23 protein-coding genes and 1 pseudogene are annotated in these 22,107 nt (G+C 62.6%); 10 read left to right on the top strand and 14 right to left on the bottom strand.

The window, feature by feature from the left end; translation table 11 throughout:
* Nucleotides 1-527: 527 nt before the first annotated feature.
* Nucleotides 528-1,046 carry a ferritin-like domain-containing protein gene (locus FJ414_RS21875; protein WP_140646431.1) on the bottom strand — a complete coding sequence of 173 codons (519 nt, stop codon included), beginning with the start codon at nucleotides 1,044-1,046 and terminating at the stop codon, nucleotides 528-530.
* Between the two features lie 1,083 nt (nucleotides 1,047-2,129).
* Between FJ414_RS21875 and FJ414_RS21870 the strand changes: the two genes are divergently transcribed.
* From FJ414_RS21870 to FJ414_RS21835, 8 genes and pseudogenes are all read left to right on the top strand, one after another.
* Nucleotides 2,130-2,561, top strand: a complete 432-nt coding sequence (locus FJ414_RS21870; protein WP_140646430.1) for a hypothetical protein — start codon at nucleotides 2,130-2,132, stop codon at nucleotides 2,559-2,561.
* Nucleotides 2,558-3,778 (top strand): divalent metal cation transporter, encoded by a 1,221-nt coding sequence (locus FJ414_RS21865; protein WP_140646429.1) that lies wholly within the window; start codon nucleotides 2,558-2,560, stop codon nucleotides 3,776-3,778. The genes FJ414_RS21870 and FJ414_RS21865 overlap by 4 nt, the downstream gene beginning before the upstream one ends.
* Nucleotides 3,778-4,137: a hypothetical protein gene (locus FJ414_RS21860; RefSeq protein ID WP_140646427.1), complete on the top strand. Its 360-nt coding sequence runs from the start codon at nucleotides 3,778-3,780 to the stop codon at nucleotides 4,135-4,137. The genes FJ414_RS21865 and FJ414_RS21860 overlap by 1 nt, the downstream gene beginning before the upstream one ends.
* Before the next feature lie 2 nt (nucleotides 4,138-4,139).
* Nucleotides 4,140-4,469 (top strand): PRC-barrel domain-containing protein, encoded by a 330-nt coding sequence (locus tag FJ414_RS21855; protein WP_140646425.1) that lies wholly within the window; start codon nucleotides 4,140-4,142, stop codon nucleotides 4,467-4,469.
* Between the two features lie 161 nt (nucleotides 4,470-4,630).
* On the top strand, nucleotides 4,631-5,245 hold the full coding sequence (locus FJ414_RS21850; RefSeq protein ID WP_140646423.1) for a hypothetical protein: 615 nt from the start codon (nucleotides 4,631-4,633) through the stop codon (nucleotides 5,243-5,245).
* Nucleotides 5,242-5,634, top strand: coding sequence for a phage holin family protein (locus tag FJ414_RS21845; protein ID WP_140646422.1), 393 nt, complete (start codon nucleotides 5,242-5,244; stop codon nucleotides 5,632-5,634). The genes FJ414_RS21850 and FJ414_RS21845 overlap by 4 nt, the downstream gene beginning before the upstream one ends.
* 56 nt (nucleotides 5,635-5,690) lie before the next feature.
* Nucleotides 5,691-6,497: a hypothetical protein gene (locus tag FJ414_RS21840; RefSeq protein ID WP_246672470.1), complete on the top strand. Its 807-nt coding sequence runs from the start codon at nucleotides 5,691-5,693 to the stop codon at nucleotides 6,495-6,497.
* 76 nt (nucleotides 6,498-6,573) lie between these two features.
* A pseudogene (locus tag FJ414_RS21835) lies at nucleotides 6,574-7,083 on the top strand (DUF892 family protein).
* Between the two features lie 240 nt (nucleotides 7,084-7,323).
* Here the strand turns inward: FJ414_RS21835 and FJ414_RS21830 are convergent.
* The 10 genes from FJ414_RS21830 to FJ414_RS21785 form a co-directional block, all read right to left on the bottom strand.
* Entirely contained in the window at nucleotides 7,324-7,737 is a 414-nt protein-coding gene (locus FJ414_RS21830; protein ID WP_140646420.1) for a c-type cytochrome, read from the bottom strand.
* Complete coding sequence (locus FJ414_RS21825; RefSeq protein ID WP_140646418.1) at nucleotides 7,718-8,596, bottom strand: cytochrome c oxidase assembly protein; 879 nt, start codon at nucleotides 8,594-8,596, stop codon at nucleotides 7,718-7,720. Before FJ414_RS21825 ends, FJ414_RS21830 begins: the two co-directional genes overlap by 20 nt.
* Nucleotides 8,593-8,934, bottom strand: coding sequence for a hypothetical protein (locus tag FJ414_RS21820; protein WP_140646416.1), 342 nt, complete (start codon nucleotides 8,932-8,934; stop codon nucleotides 8,593-8,595). The genes FJ414_RS21825 and FJ414_RS21820 overlap by 4 nt, the downstream gene beginning before the upstream one ends.
* Nucleotide 8,935: 1 nt before the next feature.
* Nucleotides 8,936-9,541: a cytochrome c oxidase subunit 3 gene (locus tag FJ414_RS21815; RefSeq protein WP_140646414.1), complete on the bottom strand. Its 606-nt coding sequence runs from the start codon at nucleotides 9,539-9,541 to the stop codon at nucleotides 8,936-8,938.
* Nucleotides 9,538-11,514 carry a cytochrome c oxidase subunit I gene (ctaD, locus tag FJ414_RS21810; protein ID WP_140646412.1) on the bottom strand — a complete coding sequence of 659 codons (1,977 nt, stop codon included), beginning with the start codon at nucleotides 11,512-11,514 and terminating at the stop codon, nucleotides 9,538-9,540. The genes FJ414_RS21815 and ctaD overlap by 4 nt, the downstream gene beginning before the upstream one ends.
* Entirely contained in the window at nucleotides 11,511-12,524 is a 1,014-nt protein-coding gene (coxB, locus tag FJ414_RS21805; RefSeq protein WP_181181673.1) for a cytochrome c oxidase subunit II, read from the bottom strand. Before coxB ends, ctaD begins: the two co-directional genes overlap by 4 nt.
* Entirely contained in the window at nucleotides 12,521-13,054 is a 534-nt protein-coding gene (locus tag FJ414_RS21800; protein WP_140646410.1) for a c-type cytochrome, read from the bottom strand. Before FJ414_RS21800 ends, coxB begins: the two co-directional genes overlap by 4 nt.
* Nucleotides 13,051-13,854: a substrate-binding domain-containing protein gene (locus FJ414_RS21795; RefSeq protein WP_246672469.1), complete on the bottom strand. Its 804-nt coding sequence runs from the start codon at nucleotides 13,852-13,854 to the stop codon at nucleotides 13,051-13,053. The genes FJ414_RS21800 and FJ414_RS21795 overlap by 4 nt, the downstream gene beginning before the upstream one ends.
* Nucleotides 13,855-13,900: 46 nt before the next feature.
* On the bottom strand, nucleotides 13,901-15,679 hold the full coding sequence (locus FJ414_RS21790) for a methanol/ethanol family PQQ-dependent dehydrogenase (protein WP_181175578.1): 1,779 nt from the start codon (nucleotides 15,677-15,679) through the stop codon (nucleotides 13,901-13,903).
* 92 nt (nucleotides 15,680-15,771) lie between these two features.
* Entirely contained in the window at nucleotides 15,772-16,494 is a 723-nt protein-coding gene (locus tag FJ414_RS21785; protein ID WP_140646403.1) for a heme-binding protein, read from the bottom strand.
* A gap of 1,168 nt (nucleotides 16,495-17,662) precedes the next feature.
* On the opposite strand from FJ414_RS21785, the gene FJ414_RS21775 reads away from it, so the two are divergent.
* Both FJ414_RS21775 and FJ414_RS21770 read left to right on the top strand, forming a co-directional pair.
* On the top strand, nucleotides 17,663-19,588 hold the full coding sequence (locus FJ414_RS21775; RefSeq protein WP_140646401.1) for an APC family permease: 1,926 nt from the start codon (nucleotides 17,663-17,665) through the stop codon (nucleotides 19,586-19,588).
* A 134-nt stretch (nucleotides 19,589-19,722) separates the two neighbouring features.
* Nucleotides 19,723-20,304, top strand: coding sequence for a sigma-70 family RNA polymerase sigma factor (locus FJ414_RS21770; protein WP_246672467.1), 582 nt, complete (start codon nucleotides 19,723-19,725; stop codon nucleotides 20,302-20,304).
* A 300-nt stretch (nucleotides 20,305-20,604) separates the two neighbouring features.
* Here FJ414_RS21770 and FJ414_RS21765 read toward each other — a convergent pair whose 3' ends face one another.
* The 3 genes from FJ414_RS21765 to FJ414_RS21755 form a co-directional block, all read right to left on the bottom strand.
* Entirely contained in the window at nucleotides 20,605-20,742 is a 138-nt protein-coding gene (locus FJ414_RS21765; protein ID WP_319023005.1) for a hypothetical protein, read from the bottom strand.
* A 192-nt stretch (nucleotides 20,743-20,934) separates the two neighbouring features.
* Nucleotides 20,935-21,153, bottom strand: coding sequence for a hypothetical protein (locus FJ414_RS21760; protein ID WP_140646397.1), 219 nt, complete (start codon nucleotides 21,151-21,153; stop codon nucleotides 20,935-20,937).
* Nucleotides 21,154-21,212: 59 nt separating this feature from the next.
* The gene (locus FJ414_RS21755; protein WP_246672466.1) at nucleotides 21,213-22,073 is read right to left on the bottom strand and encodes a class I SAM-dependent methyltransferase; all 861 of its coding nucleotides are present in this window, start codon (nucleotides 22,071-22,073) and stop codon (nucleotides 21,213-21,215) included.
* Nucleotides 22,074-22,107 lie beyond the last annotated feature (34 nt).

Below are 22,107 nucleotides of genomic sequence, written 5' to 3'. Positions count from 1 at the left end.
TAGGGAACGACACGCGAAGCTTCGTGATTTTGGCCCACAAAAACGCGGGTCGTGTCCCCCGCAGGTGGTGTAGCTCGGCGATGGCGCAGCCGTTCGCGAGCGCGCCCTCGACAGCGCCGTTTTATGGCAGGAATTGCATGCCTCCGTTGAAAGGGACATGCAGACTTGCAGACTACTTCTTGGGCGGATTTCTGCGGGCAGTTATCGCGAGATCTCGAAACCCGCGGCGACCTGAAGCATGGTCGGTTTCTTTCAGGTCTTCTTCATCGTGTTCCTCGGCGATCACGTAGGTCGACCAGCGACTCGGCCTCGCCGATCTCGACCCCGTTCCTCGCGAACAGCGGCTCACTTCAAAGCGACCGCAGTTCCCAATGTTCGACGAACCAGCCTTAGCTGACAACGACTCTTGCTTTGACACAAGCTACGGGCAAGCGTTTCGTGACCATCCGCGGGCGGGAGGGCAGCCAGTCAGTCTTTCGCGTGAGCGGTCCTGTGGCCGGCAGGACCGCTGCAACTCCGTCGTGGCGCTAGGCCGCCTGCAGAGCACGTCGATTGGCATCGTTCTCGCCGAGAGCGTTGAGCGCCTCGTCGGTGTCGGACTCTTCTTTTAAGGTCTGACGGAGCAGCGGGAGAGCATCCTTGAGTCTGAGCTCCTCGGCCCATGCAATCAGCGTACCGTAGCGCGCGATTTCGTAATGCTCGACCGCTTGTGCGGCGCCCACCAGACCCGCGTCGAGCGCCGGTTCGTCCTTGTACTCCTCGAGGATTTCCGAGCCCTCCTCGATGATTCCATCAATGGCCGGGCAGGTCTTGCCCCGGGCCGGCTTGCCGAGTATGTCGAAGACTTGCTCCAGGCGATCGACCTGGGCTTCAGTTTCCTTGAGGTGCTTTTCGAAGGCAGCGCTTATCTTTTCGGACTGTGCTGCTTTCGCCAGCTTTGGCAATACCTTCAAGATTTTCTTTTCCGCATAGTAGATGTCTTTGAGTCCGTCCAGGAAGAGGCTTTCCAAGCCCTTCGAGGTCGCGGACGAAGCTTTCTTCGGCATTTTTACGCTCCTTTGCGGTTGCGATCGTGCGCCTGCAGCGCTCTTTCCTAATCCGCCCGGGGACCTGAAGTTCCGACAAGACCGTCGTGTTGAAACATCGCGTTCCAGACAACCGAACAAGCTGACCGTCTCGCTATCAATCACGCCGTTGATGGAGATGGTGGGCGGCTGGAAAAGGAGTGTTGCCTGATTCGGGCCGTCCTGCTGCCGTGAAGCGCTGTCGTGTCGGAAGTCATGGAATGCCTCGCCGGGTCTTGGAGCTGCAACCTTCCATCCGTCCGTTCGTTCCTCGTGCTTCGAGTTTGTGGGAACATCGGCGTCACGGCCCGGTTAAGTCGATGCGAGGAGGTGCTCCATGAATGCTCCAACGCGTGCTCGACAGAGCCGCCGAGCGAATCCCGATGAGGAGAGTTCGCTGGCGCCGATGCGCTGGAAGCCGTTGAGCCCGAGACGCACGGGCGCTTGCCGCAAGAAGATCCCGCGGAAGGTTCACGCAAGGCTGTGGATCGCGAACTCGGCCGGCAAAAGCCATCGGCCAGGGCTGACAAAGCGAAGTCCGACAGTTAGCGCCAGCGGGATCAGGTCGGCTTCGGCCAGGGAGCCGCGCAACGCCCCTGTCAAAGCGTCAGGACGGTGGCGAGATTTTCCAGCTCGCCATAGTCGCGCATCGCCATCGTGTCGCAATGAGCGGTCGCGAGCACGGTCGAGCTGCTGGTCCCACGAAGCAGTATCGTCACGCAATGCCGGCCTCTCCAGGCCGGACTCGTTCGCCAGATATTCCACATGACGGAAGGCTGGATCCTCCCGCAACTACGCTGCCGGCCATCGACCGAACGCAGCACCGCCCTGCCTGCCGGTGACGCTTTTCTGTTAAGTGAGCGAGATTGCGCGGGCTCTGGCGCGCTCAAGCCATGTCTTGGCTATGTCGCGTTCACGATCGTCCCGATAAAGCTGAAACATTGCGAGCTCAGTCGGACATGGAACCGGCCAGCCTCGATGCCGCAAATCCCGAACACGGAGGAACTTTCGCGTGGCTGCGGCTTTATCTTCGGGATTTGAAGCGATTGCAGCGAGGGGAAGATGTTGCGCACCGTTGCCCGGCCGAGCCGGGCCTTCCTGCCCCTGCTGGCGCTGGCGCTTGCCTCTTGTTCCTCGTCTGAAACCGTTGACCAGCAATCGAAGCTTGCGGCCTCGACGGCACAGGCGGCAGTGCTGGTGAGCGACGCCTGGCTCTCCGGCGCAGCGCCGTCCCATTATGCGTCCTCAGCATTGCAGTCCTTTGCCGAGACACTCGCCGACGCTGGCCGGCAAGTGGAATCGGCGTCTCCGTCCGACCGGGGAAAGCGAGATGCGTTGGCGGCCGCTGTTAGCCGGCTGTCGAATGCGGCAAGGCGGGCCAAGGACGCGGTCGAGGCCGGACAGGATGCGCAGGTCGGTCAGGCGCAACAGGAGCTTCGGGCCGCGCAAGGCGATCTCGCAACAGCCTATCGAAACTATTTCTCGCCGAAACGATGAAGAAGCTGCTGGAGATTTCGCTTGGTGTCGTCACCAGCGTCGGCGGCTTCCTGGAGGTCGGATCGATGGCGACGGCGGCGCAGGCCGGCGCACTGTTCGGTTTCCGGCTCATCTGGGCGGTGGTGCTCGGTACCATCTGCATCATCTTCCTGGTCGAGATGGCCGGTCGCTTCGCCGCGGTCAGCCATCACACCATTGCCGACGGCATCCGCGAACGGTTCGGCTTCAATGCGTTCATCTGGCCGCTCCTTGCCACCCTGCTGGTCAACTTCCTGGTGCTTTCCGCCGAGATCGGCGGGGTGGCTATCGCCGCCGAGCTTGCCACGGGGATCAGCTTTCAATGGTGGGCCTTGCCGGTCGCTTTCGTGGCTTGGCTGCTGTTGTGGAAAGGCACATTCGGGCTCATCGAGAAGGGGGTGTCGATGCTTGGTCTGGTAACGCTCTGCTTCGTCGTCGCAGCCGTGATGCTCCGCCCCGAATGGAAAGAGGTGGCGGTGGGGGCCGTGCCCAGCCTGCCGCAGCACGACACGGCAAAATACTGGTTCATGGCCGTCAGCATTCTCGGCGCCTCGATATCGCCTTACCTTTTCATGTTCTATTCCTCTGGCGCGATCGAAGATCAGTGGGACAAGAGCTATCTCGGCGCCAATCGGGCGATAGCCGGGCTCGGTATGAGTTTCGGCGGCACGATCTCGGTGGGCGTTCTGATCGTGGCGGCGCTGGTTCTTGGTGCTCATGGCGTTACCGAAGTGGAAGACTACAACCAGCTTCCGTTGATGTTGATTCCGATGTTCGGCTTCTGGGGCTTCGTCCTTTTCGTCGCGTCGCTGGCCATCGCCTGCTTCGGCGCTGCGCTCGAAGTGGCCTTGCAGCAGGCCTATCTCGTCGCGCAGGGATTCGGCTGGACCTGGGGCGAGGATCTGAAGCCGCGCGACGATCCCGGATTCAGCCTCATCTACACATTGACGCTCTTCCTCGCCGCGGTCCCGATAGCGCTCGGTCTAGACCCGTTGAAGCTCACTATCTTCTCGATGGCGCTGACAGCGGCCAGCCTCCCGCTGACGGTTGTGCCGTTCCTCTTCCTGCTGAACGACGACCGCTATGTAGGCAAGCATCGCAACGGCGTCATCTCGAACGCGGCCGTGATTTTCGTCATCGCGCTCGGCTTCGTGCTGGCGCTCGTGACGATTCCGCTGCAGATATTCGGAGGCACGTGATGCAGCTGCTGCGCGATATCCTGGACAAACAGGTCGTCGATCGCGAGCAGGTCAAGATCGGCAAGGTTGATGGCCTGGTCGCCGAGCTGAGGCCGGGTAAGCCGCCCAGGCTCATTGCGATCGAGCTTGGCTCGATCGCGCTGGCACGTCGGCTTGGCGCGCGGCCCGGCCGATGGACCGCGCGGCTCGCGGCAAAGCTTGGCGGCAAGCGCCAGGCACGGCCGCACCGGATCGCGTGGCACAAGGTGCGCGACATCGGTGTCGACATCGAATTCGACATCGACGTGCGACGCACCAAGATCTTCGCCTGGCAGGACTGGCTGCGCGAACATGTCGTCGGCCGAATCCCGGGAGCCTGAGGATGGCGACTGTAAATCTCGAGCATCTTGCCGGCAGGCCCGTATTCTCCGAGCGCGGCAAGAGCATCGGCTATATCGAAGAGATCGTCGCCGAGCGGGATGGCGACGACCTCGTCGCCACCGAATTTCATGTCGGCATCTTCGCCGCGTTCGAGCGCTTGTCCGCTTCGACTATCGGCGCTGCATTGCTCGACTTCTTCGCGCTGAGGCGCCATGAGGGCCTTTATCGCATTCCCTGGGACAAGATCGATATTTCCGATCCGACACGCCCCCGGCTGCTTTGCCCGGACCAGGAGCTTGCCGCTTTGAGGGCAAAGCCCGAGAGCAAATGAGAATTTGCTAAAAAGCCGCTCGTCCAGGGGAACATCGCAGCCGGCGGGAAGTTCGGACTGCATCGAGGAGGCTGCATCATGAACAGTGTCATCTATCTCATTGGTCTGATCGTCGTTGTGCTCGCAGTGCTTTCCTTCCTCGGCTTTCACTAGGAGGCACCATGCAGCGCGAGGATGATCGGGACCCCCAGTCCGCCGACTTTGCCAAAGCGAAGGACGACATTTCCGACCGGATCCGGCAAGAAGCGCAGAGCGCCGGCGAAGCTCTCCACGATGCCCGCGACGAGGTTGCCCGCAGGGCTGGAGCGTATGCCGCCGAAGCCCAGCAGGCCGTCTCCGAAAAGGCCGAGCAGACGCAGCGCGATATCGGATCGAGCCTTTCGGCTTTCGGCGGCGCCCTGCGCGCCGCGAGCAATCACTTGGCTAACAGCGACCAGACTGCGGCCTCGAAGTTCATGCAGGAGGCCGCAAGCGGGCTCGAGCGGCTGTCCTCCTCGTTGAAAGAGAAGCCGTTCGGACAGGTGCTGGAAGACGTCCAGTCTTTTGGCCGCCAGAATCCTGGGGCGCTTCTTGCCGGTTCGGTTCTGGCGGGATTGGCACTTGGCCGCTTCATGAAGGCTTCGCCGCCCGGCACGCGCCGCCCGACGCAGGGCGCGGCAACGCCCGATCACCCCCGACAAACCGGCATGGGAACGAGCGCGCGCCGGCATAACGCTCCAGCAAATTGGGGTTCCGATGGCGGCATACCCGGGAAGGCAGCGGAGCTGAAGAAATGAGCACTGAGGACAATCCAAGTCTCGGCACATTGGTCGCCGATCTGGCGCAGCAGGTGAGCACGCTCGTGCAAACGGAGGCGAGGCTCCTAAGAGCGGAGATATCGGAGAACGCGACCAAGGCCGGCGCAGGCGCCGTGGAGGTGCTGGGCGGCGCGATATGTCTGCTCGCCGCGCTGCTGGTTTTGTTGCAGGCACTCGTCATCGCCCTGGCTCGCCTTGGTCTGGGCGCCGGGTGGTCCGCTTTGCTCGTCGGCGTGGTCGTTGCCGTGCTCGGCGTCATCCTGTTGCGGACCGGCATGGCGAGCATGGCGCCTTCCGAGCTCGCGCCGGACCGCACACAGGAACAGCTCAAGCGTGACGTGAACGTGATCAAGGAACAAGCGAGATGACCGAGAGATCCGCAGCCGAGCTCGAACGCGAGGCGGAAGCCACACGCGCAAGGGTGGTGGCGACCGCCGACTCCATTCGCGACAAGATGACCCCCGGGCAGCTCTTCGACGAGTTCACCGGGCTTTTCAGAGGCGGCGCGGGCTCCGACATGCTTCACAACCTGAAGGCCCAGGTACGGGACAATCCGTTGCCGCTGACCGTGATCGGCGCGGGCCTGGCCTGGCTGATGTTGGGCAGCGGCGCCTCCGCCACCCCGGCTGGTACCAATGGTGTGACGCGGCGCGGTCCTGGCCTCGATCATGGCGCATTCGGCGCTGGAATGGCTTCGAGCGCGTCGGATGCGGCAGGCTCTGTTGCCGAAGCCGCCAGCGGAGCGGCCGAAACTGTTTCGGGAATGGCAAGCGAAGCAGCCGGCACGGTGTCGAACCTGGCAAGCAGCGCAGCCGACACACTGGCGAGCTCGGCGGCGGCTGCGGCCGATATGGCGACGAGCGCCAGCCGATCGGCGCATGGTCTGCTTCAGGACCAGCCTCTCGCAGCAGCCGCCATCGGCCTCGCCGTCGGAGCTGCGATCGGCGCCATGCTGCCCCACACCGAGGTCGAGGATGAGCGATTGGGTGCCTATCGCGAGAGGCTTCGGGACAGTGCCGAAGACACTTTGAAAGAAGGCCTCGACACTGCAAAGCAAGTCGCGGCCGAAGCCTACCAGACGGCGAGCGACGAAGCCGGACGTCAGGCCTCGAGCGAGGGCACGCTGGCCGACAAGGCCGGCGGCGTTGTCAAAGCCGCGGCCGACAAGACCGACAAATCGATGCGGGAGAAACTCTCCGGTTCCGACCCGTCCTCGTCCCGGAAATCGTAGACGCTTTTCATCACGTTCAAGGAACAATGCGGGCCACCCTCGGTTCGGGCGGCGTCAAATTGATGGAGACACCGCAATGGCTGAATCGCGCGAATGGCTTGTTCAATGGTTGAGGGACGCTCACGCAATGGAGGAACAGGCCGAGACGATGCTGTCGGGCCAATTGAGTCGGATAGACAATTACCCCGAACTCAACGAGCGAATCCGTAGCCATCTGGAAGAAACGAAAGAGCAGGCCAGACGGCTGAAGACCTGCCTGGATGGCCTCGACGAAGGATCGTCCATGCTGAAGGACGCAGGCGGCAAGCTGACCGCCACCGCGCAGTCGATCAGCGGCGTCTTCGCCGGTGACGAAGTGATGAAAGGCTCTCTGGCGAGTTACACATTCGAGCATATGGAAATCGCGTCCTATACGATCCTCATCGCCGCGGCCAATGCCGTGGGCGAAGCCGAGATTGCCCGCGTGTGCAAATAGAACCTGCGCGAAGAGGAAGCCATGGCCGAGTGGCTGAAGGACCACCTTCCGCAGGTCACCCAGACGTTCCTGACGCGTGCGGACGCAGATAGCGACAGCGCCAAGCGCTGAGACGGCGGTTAGATCAATTCCAGGAAAAGTCTGAGCGGTTTTCCGCCCGGAATTGCGTCAAAACAAGGAGGTGGAGCATTTCACTGTTTCACGGAAACGGCGAACCGCCTCATCTTCTTGTTTTGACCCAATTCCGGGCGGAACCGCGGACGAGCGGCCTGCCTGTCTGCCTATTCGTCATTCTCATCCTGGAACCGCGGTGATCTTGCACGCGGCTTGCGATCTCGGTTCCCTTGCTGATCATCTCAGCCCGTATAGATAGGCCGCGATATCGCGCGCCTGCTGGTCGGTAATCCTCATCGATGGCATGGCGGTGTGCGGGTTGATTTCCCTTGCCGAGCGGATCCAGCGGATCAGATTCTCCGGATTGTTCGCCAGCACCCCGCCGATATAGACGCGGCCGGCGAGGCTGCCGTCGAGGCGCGGCCCGACCTGGCCTTGCGCTCCCGGCACGCCGGGAATCGTATGGCAGCCGGAACAGCCATTCGCGGTCATGATCGGAATGGCGCGTGCGCCCACGCCGCCAGTCGCGACATCCGACTCGTGCCGGACGCGATCGCGCCGGTCGGTCCATAAGGCCGCCAGGCCGACCGCGGCGAGCAGCAGGCTCATGGCCAGGGCGCCGCCGATAAGCCTAGCCAGGTCGGAGCGCATGCGTTGCCTCCCTGGTTCCGCTGTTGCTTATCCAAAGGCCGGCGATCAGCAAGGCCGCTCCGCCATAGATGAGCCCGGCCGGAACCCACATCACCAGCCCGGCGAGCTGCTGGTCCTCGATGGGACTCAGACCCCAGAGCGCGGCGCCGGAGGCATTCTCCGGATACCAGAGTTTGGGCGATACCAGCAGCAGGACGCCGAGCAGGCCGGTATGCAGCGACGTGAAGAAAAGATGCATGATGGAGCTACCATAGGTTTGCTGTCGGCCAGAGCGCGGCAGAAGCACCGACCAGAACAGCAAGGCAGTGCCGAGGAAGCTCGCATGTTGCGCATAATGCAGCACGCCCTGCTGTAGCGCTGCCTCGAACAGCGCTGGAATATGCCAGATCCAGATCGCTATCCCGTGAAGGATCGTCGCGTAGAGCGGGCGAGCGGCGAACGCCCAGACCGCCTGGAGCATCTTGCCATGGGTGAGTTTTCCTGTCCCCCGCCGAAGTGTGGCCGGCAACGCCCACATCAAGGCCGCGCTCGGGCAGGCGGCGACAAGAAGCGGCGCCGCCACGGCCATCAGCAATTCATGCTCGATCATGTGGGCTGAAAACACCCGCTCGCCGAGCGCATGGATCGGGCTCACCAGCGCTCCCGTCAACACGCCCCAGCCGGCGGCGAACAAAAGAGCCTGGCGAAGCCGCTCGGGTCGGCCTCGGCCGCTGCGGCGCCACAGCCGGCCTGCGCCGATCCCATAGATGAGCGCGATTGCAGCCAAGGGAAGCGTAATAGGAAACGCCAACGTCCATCCGGCCTCGGGCGCGCCGGCGCCGTAGCATATCGAGGTCGAGAAGAACGCATCGAAGCTCATCGCAGGCACTCGTCGAGGATAAGCGCCGCGCTGCCCTGCATGACGATGACGAGGGCAAACAACAGAGCCGCGAGCATGCCGAGATCGGCGACGAAACGTTCGGTGCTGCGCGTGCGCTCCGGCTTGAACGCGGCGCCGCCCTGCCGCTTCGCCCGCCATGACAGCGCGCCGCCGAGCAGCGAAAACACGGCGAGCAACAGCGCCGCCGGGAGCACGACCTGCACCTGACGATTGCACTGCCAGTGCACAAGCGCGTAGTTCAGCTGCGTCGAGATTGCCCAGGCCAAAGGCCCCGACAACAAACCACCCCAGGACGTGCCTAGCCGCAGCGCACGCATGTCAGCCCCACCTCGGCAGCCAGTAGATGAGCAGGTAGATCGGGATCCAGGTGAGGACCACGAAGTCCCAGTAGAAAACATTGTCGCCGACATCGCCGAAGCGCCGGCCGTTATAGCCATGGTGCGTGAACATCAGCACCGTCAGAACGATCGTGTCGCCGACGTCGGTGATGAGATGCGTGGTGTGGAGACCAAGCAGCACCCACAGCATCGAGCCATAGGCGTTCGTGTCCCAATAAATATTCAGTGCCGGAAACTCGAACCAGCGCACAATGAGTGGCGCAATGCCGAGCAACGACATCACCACCATGCCGATCCGCACCGGCCCGATCGTGCATTCCTTGGCGTAGCGGTTGAGCATGTGGTTCGGCACCAGGCTGACGATGAGAAGCAGCGTCACGATCGTTCCCGGCCAGTGGTTGGGTTCCGGAGCGCTCAGACGCCAGTTGGGCCACAAGGTCGCCAGATAGAGGTAAGCGCCGGCCGCCAGTGCAAAGCCCGTCCCTTCCAGCGCCATGAAGCCAAGCGTGCCCCACCAGGTGGGACTGCCCGGACCATGTCCAAAGGTCGGGAGGCCGGAAAGATCTGCGGCGGGACGCTGGTTCATTCCTCGTCCTCCGGATCGTCCTTGGGCCAGAACCAGCCGATCAGGGTGATGGCGATCGGGCCCACGCCCCAGACGATGGCCCAGGGCGTGAAGATCGAATAAAGGAAGGTGCCGCCGACCGCGATCGCAGCCAGCAGCGGCCAGATCGACGGCGTCGCCGATTTCTCGCGGATGTCTGGATGGGCTTCCGCCACCGTCGAGATCACCAACTCGCGCACGTCGACGCGAAGCCCGGTCGCGACCGGGAGCGCCTCGCGTTCGGCCCACAGCGGCTCGACATTTGTCACGACCGGAATGCGCGCGAAATTGTAGCTGGGTGGCGGAGAGGAGGTTGCCCATTCGAGCGTGCCGGCGTCCCATGGATTGTCGCCGGCGGGCGCGCCGCGCAATGCGCCATGCACGAGATTGAAGGTGAACAGCACGAAGCTCAGGAAGAACAGCACCGCGCCGGCGGTGATGAAAAGATTGATGTTGCCCCAGCCAAGCTCGGCTGGATAAGTGTAGACCCTGCGTGGCATGCCCCACAGGCCTACGATATGCATCGGGAAGAAAGCAGCGTTGAAGCCGATCAGGGCCAGCCAGAAGTGCCAGCGCCCAAGGCGCTCGCTTATCATGCGGCCGGTGATCTTGGGGAACCAGAAATAGGCTGCGGCCAGCAGCGGGAAGACCGAGCCGCCGATCAGCACGTAGTGGAAGTGGGCGACGACGAAATAGGTGTCGTGCACCTGCAGGTCGAGCGGCACCGAGGCGAGCATGACGCCGGTGAGGCCACCAATGACGAAGATGAAGAAGAAGCCGAAGACGAACAGCAGCGGCGTGCGGACAACCGGTCTGCCGTCCCACAATGTCGCCAGCCAGCAGAAGATCTGCACGCCGTTGGGGATGGCGATCATCATGCTGGATGCGGTGAAGAAGCTGGCGCCGAGCTTCGGCAGTCCCGTCGCGAACATGTGGTGGACCCAAAGGCCGAACGACAGGAAACCGACAGCGATGAGCGACAGCACCAGCCCCAAATGACCGAACGCCGGGCGCCGCGCGAAGGCTGGAATGATGGAGGAGACCATGCCGGTCGCCGGCAGGAAGATGATGTAGACCTCCGGATGCCCAAAGAACCAAAACAGATGCTGGAACAGCAGCGCATCGCCGCCCTCCGCCGGGTTGAAGATGTGCGTGCCGACGAGCCGGTCGAGAATGAGGAAGGTCGACGTGATCATCACCGCCGGCATGGCGAAGACGATGACGAAGGAAGTGACCAGCAACGCCCAGACGTAAAGCGGTATCTTGTCCAGCGACATGCCGGGCGCGCGCTGCTTCAGCACCGTCACGATGGTGGCGACGGCGACCGACAGCGAGGACACTTCGGTATAGGTGATCATCTGCGCCCATACATCGGCGCGCTTGCCGGGACTGTATTCCGGCCCGGACAGCGGCACATAGGCGAACCAGCCGACATCGGGCGCCATCGAGAGGGCGAAGGATACCCAGGCGAAGATACCCCCCGAGACATAGACCCAGTAGCTGAACGCGTTGAGGCGCGGAAAGGCAATGTTGCGGGTGCCGACCATCAACGGCACCAGATAAATACCGGTCGCCTGCACGATGGGCACGGCGAACAGGAACATCATGGTGACGCCATGCATCGTGAAAAGCTGGTTGTAGAGATCCGGGCCGATGAGCCCGCGCTGCGGGCCCGAGAGCTGGATGCGCATGACGACGGCGTTGAGCCCACCCAAGCACAGAAACAGGAAGGCGGTGATGAGGTAGCGCCGTGCGATCACCTTGTGATCGACGCTCGAGAGCGCACCGATGATGCCGGGGGGCGTGCGCCACGTCCGCGCCAGCCAGCGATGCAGGCTGGCATCATCCAAGCCGGTGTCGCGCGGCCCATCACGCTCGGGTGCAAGATCGCCTTTGGCGGACACCTCGCGCTCGGGCGGCAGATCGCGTTCGCTGGTGAGATCCGCGCTGCTCATTTCAGCCCCTCGAGATAAGCGACGATGGCGTTGAGCTCGTCGCCGCTCAGATCGACAACCGGCATGTGAGAACCCGGCTTGATGCCTTGCGGATCGGCTATCCAGGCGGCGAGATTGCCGCGGCTCATCGTCAATGTTCCGGCCGCAAGCGTTTGCCGGCTGCCTATATGCGTCAGGTCGGGAGCGACCGTTCCTCCGGCGGGGGTGCCCCCGATCCTATGGCACATCACGCAGGGCCGCTTGAGAAAGAGGTCTTCGCCGGTCTTTGCCTCGTCGCTCGCCGGGCCAGCGGCCGGCTGCAACTGGTCGTTCCACCAGGCGTCGAACTTTGCCCGCGGCTCGGCGATAATGAAGGTACCCATATTGGCGTGCTGCGCGCCGCAGAACTCGGCGCATTGGCCGCGATAGACGCCGGGCTTATCCGCCTTGATGTCGAGCACGTTCATGTGACCGGGAATGAGGTCGAGCTTGCCGGAAAGACTCGGGACCCAGAAGGAATGGATAACATCGGTCGAGGTGAGGAGAAGCCGAACCGGTTCGCCGGCGGGAATGTGGATCTCGTTCGCCGTCGTCAGGATGCGGCTCGGCGTGGCGTCCTCATAGCGCACCTCCCACCACCATTGATGGCCGGTGACGCGAATGGTCAGCGCGGCGTCCGAGCCGATCGCGGCGAGCGTCCTGTTGGCGAAGAAGCTCAGCAGAGTGAGCCCGATCAGGATGACGGCGGTCAGCCCGACGGCGGCCGTCACCACGCGCAGCTTCCGATTGTCCGCGCCGGCGTCAAGCACAAGCGGCTCCAACCGTTCCCGCGGCCGCATCATCAGCGGCGCGGCAAGAGCGATCATCACCAGCACCCACACCACCGCGCAAAGCCCGGTGAAGAACCAGATCAGCCATGCCAGTTCGCTCGCCGCCGGGCCCTTCGGGTCGAGCGCCGATTGCCAGCCTGCGCATCCCTGAAGAAGCAGGGCGATTGCCGTGGCGAACGCAATCGAGGCGAAGCGTTTCACGGCGACTTCCCCAGCGTGGCGGCGTCCGGCATGCGGTTTTCCGACGGATGCACCATCATATCGTCATTTCGGGAAGGCGCGGCGGAGGAGGGCGCGTTGCCGCTCAGCGAGCGAACAAAAGCTGCGAGCTCCCAGATCTGGTCGTCAGGGATCTTCTCGCGAAAGCTCGGCATGCCGTTCGGACGACCGTCGCGGATCGTGGCGTGAATGCTTTCCATCGAGCTGCCATAGATCCACTTTTCGTCCATCAGCGCAGGGCCCATGCCGCCGCCGCCATTGGCATGGCATCCTGAGCAGTTGAACCAGCCGAACAGGCGCTTGCCTTCGCTCAGATGGAAGGCATTGGCCTCGAAGCTCGCCGCCTTGTTGTCTGTGGGAGAGGGCCGCTGCCCGCCGGGTTCCAGAGTCGTCACCGGTGTCGGCTGCTCGCCGGAGCCGAGCGCCGACTGCGGCCGTGTGTCCCGCTCCTCGCGCTGGCAGGCCGCCAGCGCTAAAATCGCCAAGAGAAGCATGGCGGCGGTCGATCTCATCGCACCGGGCTCCCGGCCACGTCGAGACGAGGCACTCCATATTGCGTCAGAACCGCGTCGATCTCGGCTTTGTGTCTGGCAAGCGCGCTGTTCACATCGCTGCGCAGCGCATCGTCCTCGCGCCGAACGCCCATCGAGATGTCATACATCAGCGGCAATTGCGGCCCGTCGATGCGAGGCGTAACCGGCGTGATCCGGAGCGGCACCTTCTGCTTCTGGGCGAAATAGCCGGCGAGCGGACCCCAGACCACCGCGAGGTCGATATCGCCGCTCGCCACTGCTTCGACGATACGCGCCGGAGGATTGGGAGCGGAGTAGTCGCCATAGACGGGGTAGCCGATTAGATGCCCAATGATGCCGCGGCGGCCAAGCGCCTGGACAGGAGGCGAGTTGGCGCCGTCGTCGCCGATGAGCTGAACGCCGATGCGCAAGTCGCGCAGCCGCGGGTCGTTGAAGGAGGCGACGTCGGGGTCGTCCTGGCGAGTCACGAAGACATAGGAGGAGCGGTAGTAGGGCCTCGTGGTGCGCAGCATTTCGAGATTGGCCGGCGTGCCGGGCACGAGATCGCAGAGACCCGCCTTCAGCGTGTTGCGCACGAAGCCGCGGCGCTGCGCCCACCAGGTGTAGGTCAGCTTCGCGCCGAGATCGGCGGCGATGATTTCGGCGATCCTGTTCTCGAATCCTTGTCCGGCCGCATTGGAAAAGGGCAGGTTGTTCGGGTCGGCGCAGACCCTGAACTCACGAACGCCGGCCGTCGCCGGCAAGAGCAGCAAGGCGAGTGCGACGGTGCCGAGCGCCATTCGTGGGAACGCCTTCCGTGCCACGCCGTGGATCAAGCCGAACGCATCAGGGCAGCCGGAACACATAGAGCGTGCCTCCCGCCGTGGTCGCGTTCTTCAGGTCCTTCATTGCATTGACGAAACCGAGCGCGGCGCTGGCATCGCGCGGGTCGAGGTCGCCCGACACGATGGCGCCCGCCCAGCCGCCGACGCCGGATAAGACGGCGACATATTGGTGGCCGTCTGGGCCGCGATAGGTGATGGGTTGGCCTATGATGCCGGACGAAGTCTTGAATTGCCAAAGCAGGTCGCCGGTCTTTGCGCTCACTGCCTTGAACCAGCCTTCCATCGTTCCATAGAAGACCACGTCGCCGGCGGTCACGACCGCGCCGCTCCATACCGGGAAGTTCTCCTTGAGGCTCCAGGCGGGTTTCTCAGCCGCGATATCCCAGGCGGTGAAAGCGCCGCGATTGCCGCCCGGCCCGGGGATCATGCGCACGTTCATCCCCACATAAGGCGTGCCGGCGATGTAGTTCACCTCGACGCCTTCTTCGTCCATGCACAGATTGTTGTGCGGGATATAGAGCAGGCCGGTTTTCGGCGAGAAGGCGGAAGGTTGCCAATCCTTGAGGCCCGACGCGGTCGGGCAGATGTCGCGGACGACTTTGCCGGTGCCGGTCTGCTTGTCAGGGTTTTCGATCAGCCGGCCGGTCTTAAGGTCGACGCCCTTGCTGGAATTGACGGGACCATAAGGTTTTGCAGACAGGACCTCGCCGGTGGTGCGATCAAGGACATAAAGGTAGCCGTTGCGTTCCGGACGGACCAGCACCTTGCGCGGCTTGCCCTGCCAGTTCATGTTGAGCAGGACCTGCTCGTTGATGCCGTCATAGTCATGGAGGTCGTGTGGACTCCATTGATAGAACCATTTCGCCGCTCCGGTATCGGGATCGCGGGCGAAAATTCCCGATGTCCACTTGTTGTCGCCGGGCCGCAGATCCGGATTCCAGGGGCCGGGATTGCCAGTGCCGTGGAAGATCAGGTTGAGGTCCGGATCGTAGGAAATCCAGCCCCACATATTGCCGCCGCCGATCTTCCAGGCCTCGGGCGGCCATGAGGTGACGCCGAGGTCCTTGCCCTTGTCCATATCGTAGTGGGGCTTGAAGTCCGGTCCGATCAGCACGTCCTTGTCCGGCCCGGTGCCATAGGCCGTCCAGACGACGTGACCGTCGCCGGCGTCCAACGCCTTGACCCAGCCGCGAACGCCCATCTCGCCGCCGGAATTGCCGACCAGCACTTTGCCTTTCACCACAAGCGGCGCCATGGTGATGGTTTCGCCGATATTGATGTTGCCGATATGGGCGTTCCAGAGCGGCTGGCCGCTGTCCGCATCGAGCGCGATGGTGTGGCCGTCGAGCGTGTTGAAGAAGAGGCGCCCGTCCGCGAAAGCCGCGCCGCGGTTGACGACGTCGCAGCAGGCAACCCCTTGAGCGGCCGGCTCAGGATTGGGCTCGTATTTCCATTTCATCGGCGCGCCGGGCTTGGAAAGGTCGAGCGCGTAGACGATGTTGGGAAACGGGCTCACGATATACATGGTGCTGCCGACCACCAGCGGCGCTGCTTCCTGGCCTTTGTTCACCCCGGTCGAAAAGGTGAAGGCGACCTGCAGGTTCTTGACGTTACCCTCGTTGATTTCCGCGAGTTCGCTATAACGGGTCGAGGCGTAGTTCTTGGCGGGCATCGTCCATTGCCCGTCATCAGGCGGCGCGGCCGCGGGAGGCGGAGATATCGCCGGCGATGGGGGAGCTTCCGAAGCGGCTGTCAGCAAGGGGGCGCAGACCAGCAGCATGGCTGTAAGAACGCCAAAACGTTTTTGAGATACGGCCGGGCGGTCGGAATACGCGGCATCACCGCAGAATGTTGCAGTTTCGGTTGCTTGCTTCATTTCGGCGTCGAACCTCCGACGCCGGAACCGATTTCCGCCGCAATATCGGCCTCGCGACCGGCACAAAGCGGATGACCCCAGCCGGAGGCACTTTTCCCCCCGGGATCAAGATCGTAGATGATGGCGTCCTTGCGATTGGGATTGACGCCCGCCGGAACCTTGTCGAGGCCGAGAGCGGCGCGAACGCGCCAGGCGACATTGTGGTCGGCACAGGAGGAATCGCCGCTGATGCCGAGCGCCCCGACGATTGTCTTGCCGTCGTAAAGAGCCAGTCCCCCGCCAAACACGACGACGCCCCCGATCGACTTGCCAATAAGCGGGTCGTTGGCGCTGCCGAAAGTCTTGGGGTCACCGGCATAGGCTGCTGCCTGGTTGACGGGGCTGGTGGCCAGGAGACCGAACAGCGGCCCGCCCGGCTGCACCCCGGCATAGAGATTGGCTGTCGACAGCGCCATGTTGGCCAGGCTGAGCCCGTTGGCCGTATTGGCTTTCTCGGCCGCGATCAGCCGGCTGCCCGGCCACTGCGCATCGGCGGTAGGTCCACTGAAGGCAACGGCACAGACGGTACCGTCGCGGGCGACTATCGCTGCCCATTCATTGTTCTCGAAGCCGCCATTCGCGGGGCCGCCACTTGCCTTGACATTAGCCTTCAACGCCGAGAGCAGCTTATCGTGATCGGCCGAGCAGGGCGCCTGGGCCTGAGCAGTGCCTTGCGGCATCGAGCCAAACGCCAAGACCAGGAAACCCAGACCCAGTGACGAAAACCGACGATGAGCCATGGCCTCGAAGCACTCTGTTGAGGCTATTCAAACTGGCAACAGGCAGCTTTGTTCCTCCTTCATGAAAGGCGTTTGTAGCCGACCAAGTCCGCTGGCGTGGAAGGACGTCGAGCAACCGATTCAGTATGGATCAGTGGCCGCATCAGACGTGTCGGCGCCAGGTCGGATCACGGCATTGGGGCAGGGCTTGGCCGTTTTTGCGACCGCGGCAGGGTTACAAAACTGTCTTTACTCTGTCTGCCACGCGAATTCCCCGAACCGCTCGGCACGCCGATCGAGATGGCGAGAGTGGCTGCGTTGCGCTGTTGCCGATTATCCCAGCCTCGCCATCAGTAAGATTGGTGACCGGAACACGAGCCGGGCTTTGCAATCGAAGGACAGGCTTGCCGGAGCTATCCCGTCCGAAAAACACGATGCCGGCGGCTTGGAATGCCTGGCGCATGGCAAGCAGCTTTCCGGCGGGTGGACGGCCACCACGCTCAAACGCGCGAACACTCGCTTCGCTCAAATCACATTTTGCTCCAAGCCGCACCGGAGGACAGGTCAACCGGACACGGGCCGCGTTACCTGTTCTGGCGTTATAGAAGCCACCAAACGTCTCCACTGCTTTTGGTCCTGCCTCGAACTGGAAGCTCAAGAACATGTTCTATTGCCGGCAAATTCAGAAGGCGTCATGCCCCAGGACTGCCGTCTTGAGCCCCGCTTGGAACAACGATGAGGCGCGCGTTGTTCGATGGCAATGGAACAGCTTCGTTCAGATTTCGCGGCAATGGCGCAGCCGGGCTATTGGATTGCCCTCGCACTCGTCGTTATCCCATATGGAGTGGGCGTGTTTTTCCTCGTAAGGACTTGCCACTGTATGTGACCGCGTGCCGTGCTGCGGTCCAAGGCGACGCGATCTGCAGCAAATACAACGGACGGTCGAATGTCACGTCCCGTTACGGGCGGCAACAAGAGCCGCTATCGGGAGCTCGGTCGCTCTCCAGCAACGGGAACTGGTGATTTATAGCGACCGGCGCATTCCCGCCTGCACTCCGGGTCGGAAGTCGCAGTCGAGGAACATTCTTCTTTCCGCGCTATTCGGGAGGAGTTTCCCGGGACACACAACATGTCGATACTGGGCTGGATTCTCGGTCGCCGGCTGGCCAATCAGGAACAGTCGCAGCGCAAGATCGGTGTTTTCGAAGGCGTGCCAGCCATGGGCCTCGATGGGCTGGGTTCGTCGGCCTACGGTCCGGAAGCGGCGCTCACGATCCTGATCCCGCTCGGCGCGGCGGGTCTGGGCTATATCGGTCCCATCATGGGCGCCATAGTCGGTTTGCTCGCGGTCCTTTATCTTTCTTACCGCCAGACTATCGCCGCTTACCCCAGCAATGGGGGCGCTTATATCGTCTCGCGCGAAAATCTTGGCCGCAACGCCAGCCTGCTTGCCGCCGCCGCGCTGATGGTCGACTACGTGCTCAATGTCGCCGTAGGCATCTCTGCCGGCGTCGGCGCACTGGTGTCGGCGCTGCCTTCGCTGCATGCCTACACGCTTTGGATCTGCCTCGGGATCCTGCTTTTGGTGACCGTCGTCAATCTGCGCGGCACGCTCGATGCCGGCCGGCTGTTTGCCTTGCCGACCTATCTGTTCGTCGCGAGCTTCCTGGCGATCCTGGCGATCGGCGTCGCGAAGACAGTCGCCTCCGGCGGTCAACCGGTGCCGGCAATTCCACCGCCGCCCCTGCAGCAGCCGTTCGAAACCGTAAGCCTGCTCCTCTTGATGCACGCCTTTGCCAGCGGCTGCACGGCGATGACCGGCGTGGAGGCGGTCAGCAACGGCATGACCGCTTTCAAGGATCCGGCTGTCAGGCACGGCCGGCGCACGCTGGCGGCGATCTGTCTGATCCTTGGGCTGCTGCTCGGCGGCATCGGTTTCCTGTCGGCACACTACCGTATCGGCGCGATGGATCAGGAGAAGGACGGCTATCAGAGCGTGCTGTCGCAGCTTGCGCATGCCGTCGTTGGCGACGGTGTCTTCTACTACGTCGCCATCGGTAGCCTGCTTTGCGTGCTGGCGCTTTCGGCCAATACAAGCTTCGTCGATTTCCCCCGCCTTTGCCGCATGGTGGCGGAAGACGGGTACCTTCCCAAACCCTTCGCCATGGTTGGCCGGCGGCTCGTTTTCTCGATCGGCATCCTTTATCTCGCCTTGTCGACCGGACTGCTGCTGATCGTGTTCGGCGGCATCACCGACCATCTGATCCCGCTCTTCGCCATCGGCGCCTTTCTGACCTTCACGCTGTCGCAGACCGGGATGGTGATGCACTGGGTAAGGGCGCTTCGCACGACCAAGGACACGAACCGGACGGGCAACCACATGCATCTGGCGATCAACGCGTTCGGCGGCATAGTCACCGCGCTGGCGCTCATCGTGATTGTCGTCGCCAAATTCAGGGAAGGGGCCTGGATCACGGTGATCGTCATCCCGGTGGTGATCCTCCTCCTGCGGCTGGTGCGGCGCTATTACGACCAGCTCGAGGCAAGTCTGCGCGAGCCCGGCAAAGTCGATTTGAGCAGCACCGAGCCCGCTGTCGTTCTTGTCGTGACCCAGCAATGGAACAGGATGGCGGACAAGGCGCTCAGCTTTGCCTTTCACCTGTCCGGAGATGTCATCGCCGTCCATGTGGCGCGGCTGTCGGGCGAAGAGAGCGATGAAGAGCGCGCAATTCGCGGAAGGTGGTCGCAGGATGTGGAAGCGCCGGCGAGAGCGGCGGGCCTGCGCCCGCCGCGTCTTCTTCTCCTCAATGCCGACTACCGGCTGATGTACGAGCCGTTACTGAAGGAGATCAGGACGTTGCGCGGAGAGTTCGATGGCCGTCCCATTGCAGTGCTGCTCCCAGAGGTCGTGCCGCCCAATTGGTGGCAATATATCCTGCATACGCATCGCGCTCGCCGATTGCACGCCAAACTGCTCGAGTTCGGCGGGTCGGACATCGTGATCATTTCAATGCCCTGGTATATCGAAGAACCGAGGATCGAGGGGGCCCATTGAATGTTGCCGCTCCCTTCGATCACGCCACGTCGCCAAAAGTTTCTGGCCGAGCGATGGAAAACAGGAACGTTCCTTTTTTTCAAACATTCTCCCTGGTCTGCACCTCGTAATTCCTACTTGCTGGGGCCGGAACATTGTCATCCAGAGAGCATAATCTGCCGAGCCCCAGCACCGAGGAGATCTCCATCGTCGATCTCATTCCTGCCTTACGGGCTTTTGCCCGAACCTTCTGTCGCGTGCCTGACGATGCCGACGATCTTGTGCAGGAAACGTTGGCCAAGGGGCTTGGCAATCTGGACAAATTCGAGCCCGGCACGCGCCTGAAGTCCTGGCTCTTCACCATCATGCGCAACACGCACTACACGCGTATCAAAGCGGCGGCGAGGGAGGCGCCCGGGCTGCTCGACTGCGCCTCCAGCCGTCCGACTTCGGAACCGTCCCAGGACTGGTCCGTCCAAAGCAGGGAAGTGCATCAAGCCATCCAGAAGCTGCCTTCCCATCAGCGTGAGGTTTTGATGCTGATCGGCGTACTGGGCGTAAGCTACGAAGAAACCGCGCAAATATGCGGCTGCGCTGTCGGCACCGTCAAAAGCCGTCTCAACCGCGCCCGTGCCGGCGTTCTGGAGTTCCTTGGGGAAACCTCGCCGCAAGTGCTGATCGAGCCACGAGGTCAATTTTCGGACAACCATTGGGATACTGAGGGCGCAAGGCGCTAAGCGCGGCCAAATCCTACAGGCGCTGAGCTGCTCTCATGACTTTCGCCTCTCTCATCAACGAGGCCCAATTCAGGCCGAGCAGAGCAACAAGTTCGAGCGCTTGCGCTTCGGTGATGCCCGTCTTTGCGACCAGCCGCCGAGCGAGTTCGTCCACTTCCGGAGTTCTGCCAGCCATCGGGATGACCCCCCCAAACGGCTACAACGATTCACTTATGTTAAGGTTCCACCGATCACGCGACAGCGGGCGATATTGATACCTGCCCGTCTCCGAGTAATGCTGCATCCTTGCCGGTGACATCTTCAACCGCGCTCACCCGTCATGTCGCCTTTGCGCTTTTCGATCAGCGCCTTCTGCAGTTCGAGCGCAAGCCTTGTCAGCCGGTCAGGGACCTCTTCCCGCTCGATAGCATTCAACAGTGATGCGATCTCCTGGTCCAAGCTCAGGATCAACTGGGCGCAAAGATCGCGCTGACTCCTGTGAGACATCGCATTCTCTTAACAAATAGAGGCCCCTTCAAATCTCACAGGGGCATAGCCGACCAGCCTTTGCAAGGCGCTTGCCGCAGGCTGTGGGATTTCCGGTCCGTTGTCACCGGATTTCGCGGCAAGAGGTGATCTGGGAACATCAGCTCAATCCTCGGGAAGGCGGTTCGCCGCGTGATCCTGATACTGATCGGACTTAATCCGGTTGCCGTCGAGACCGCGTTGCTCGGTGTGCTGCTTCTTGTCCCGGTTGGACAGCACGTCGTTCTCGCCGACCACGTCCTTTGCAAGCGTCGCCTTCGCTCCGCTTCCGGAACCCTTGCCCTGGCTGCCGCGGCCCATCTGCTTCTTACCGCCGGATGCCATTTCCTTCTCCCTGTTCTGCAGGCGTGGAACTGTTCGGTGACCGAACTGCCGCCGGTGCGTTATGTTCCGCCGGCACGGCGGACGAGGAAGACCATGCCGTCCCAACTGCCGAACGGCATTTCACCGTCGACCGCAACGTCCATGCCGCATGCATGAGAAAGACGGCTGATGTCGCGGGAATCGATGCCCGGCGATGTCCGATAGGAATAGTTGAGGATCGCTGCCATTCCTCCCCGTCGCAGGACGCGCGCGATCTCGCTGAAATGCCGCTCGGCAACCCCGGCGAGCACCAGGTAAGGAAAACTGTCCAGGGCCAGCACGCCGTCAAAGCTTGCATCGGCGAAATCACCGAGATCAAGGCCCGAGGTCAGGCGAAATTCCACATTGACAAGGCCGGCGCATCGCCGGCGCGCGATTTCGATCATCCGCGACGAGATATCGATGCCGACGACATATCCTGCCTGGGTGCCGAGCGCATGTCCGAGACGCCCGATGCCGCAGCCGATGTCCAGTATGTGCTTATGGGCACCAAGGAAACCCTGCTGTTCCAGCCATGAGACAATCTCGGCGGTCGTAGTCGAAAGCCTGTGCTCGTCGCCAAGCGAGGACAATTGGACGCTGGCCGCGGGAGATATGGCGGCCGCCCGATCGAAGCTGCCGGCCAGCCGTTTGACAGTCATGGCGGTCGGTTCGCTATCCGGCCGGTCATGCGACACGCAGGCAGCCGCTCTTCGGACCTTGTCGAAGGCATCCGCCTTGCCACGAAGCATCGTGGCGATCTCTTCCAGCCAGCATCGCCGGGGAGCATGGCTTGGACGCATATCCAGCGCGATATCCGCCAGTTGCGCCGCGCTGGTCGTCTTGTCAATATAAACAGCCAATCTGCCCAGCGCGTTGTCAACGGAAAGGCTGTCCGTCATGCAATCCTCGAGCAGCGCCTGGCAATCGCGCCTG

This window comes from Mesorhizobium sp. B3-1-6 (genome assembly GCF_006439555.1).
Taxonomy (GTDB): domain Bacteria; phylum Pseudomonadota; class Alphaproteobacteria; order Rhizobiales; family Rhizobiaceae; genus Mesorhizobium.
The sequence above is the reverse complement of the archived record's forward strand: the minus strand, read 5'-3'. Positions and strand labels throughout refer to the sequence as shown.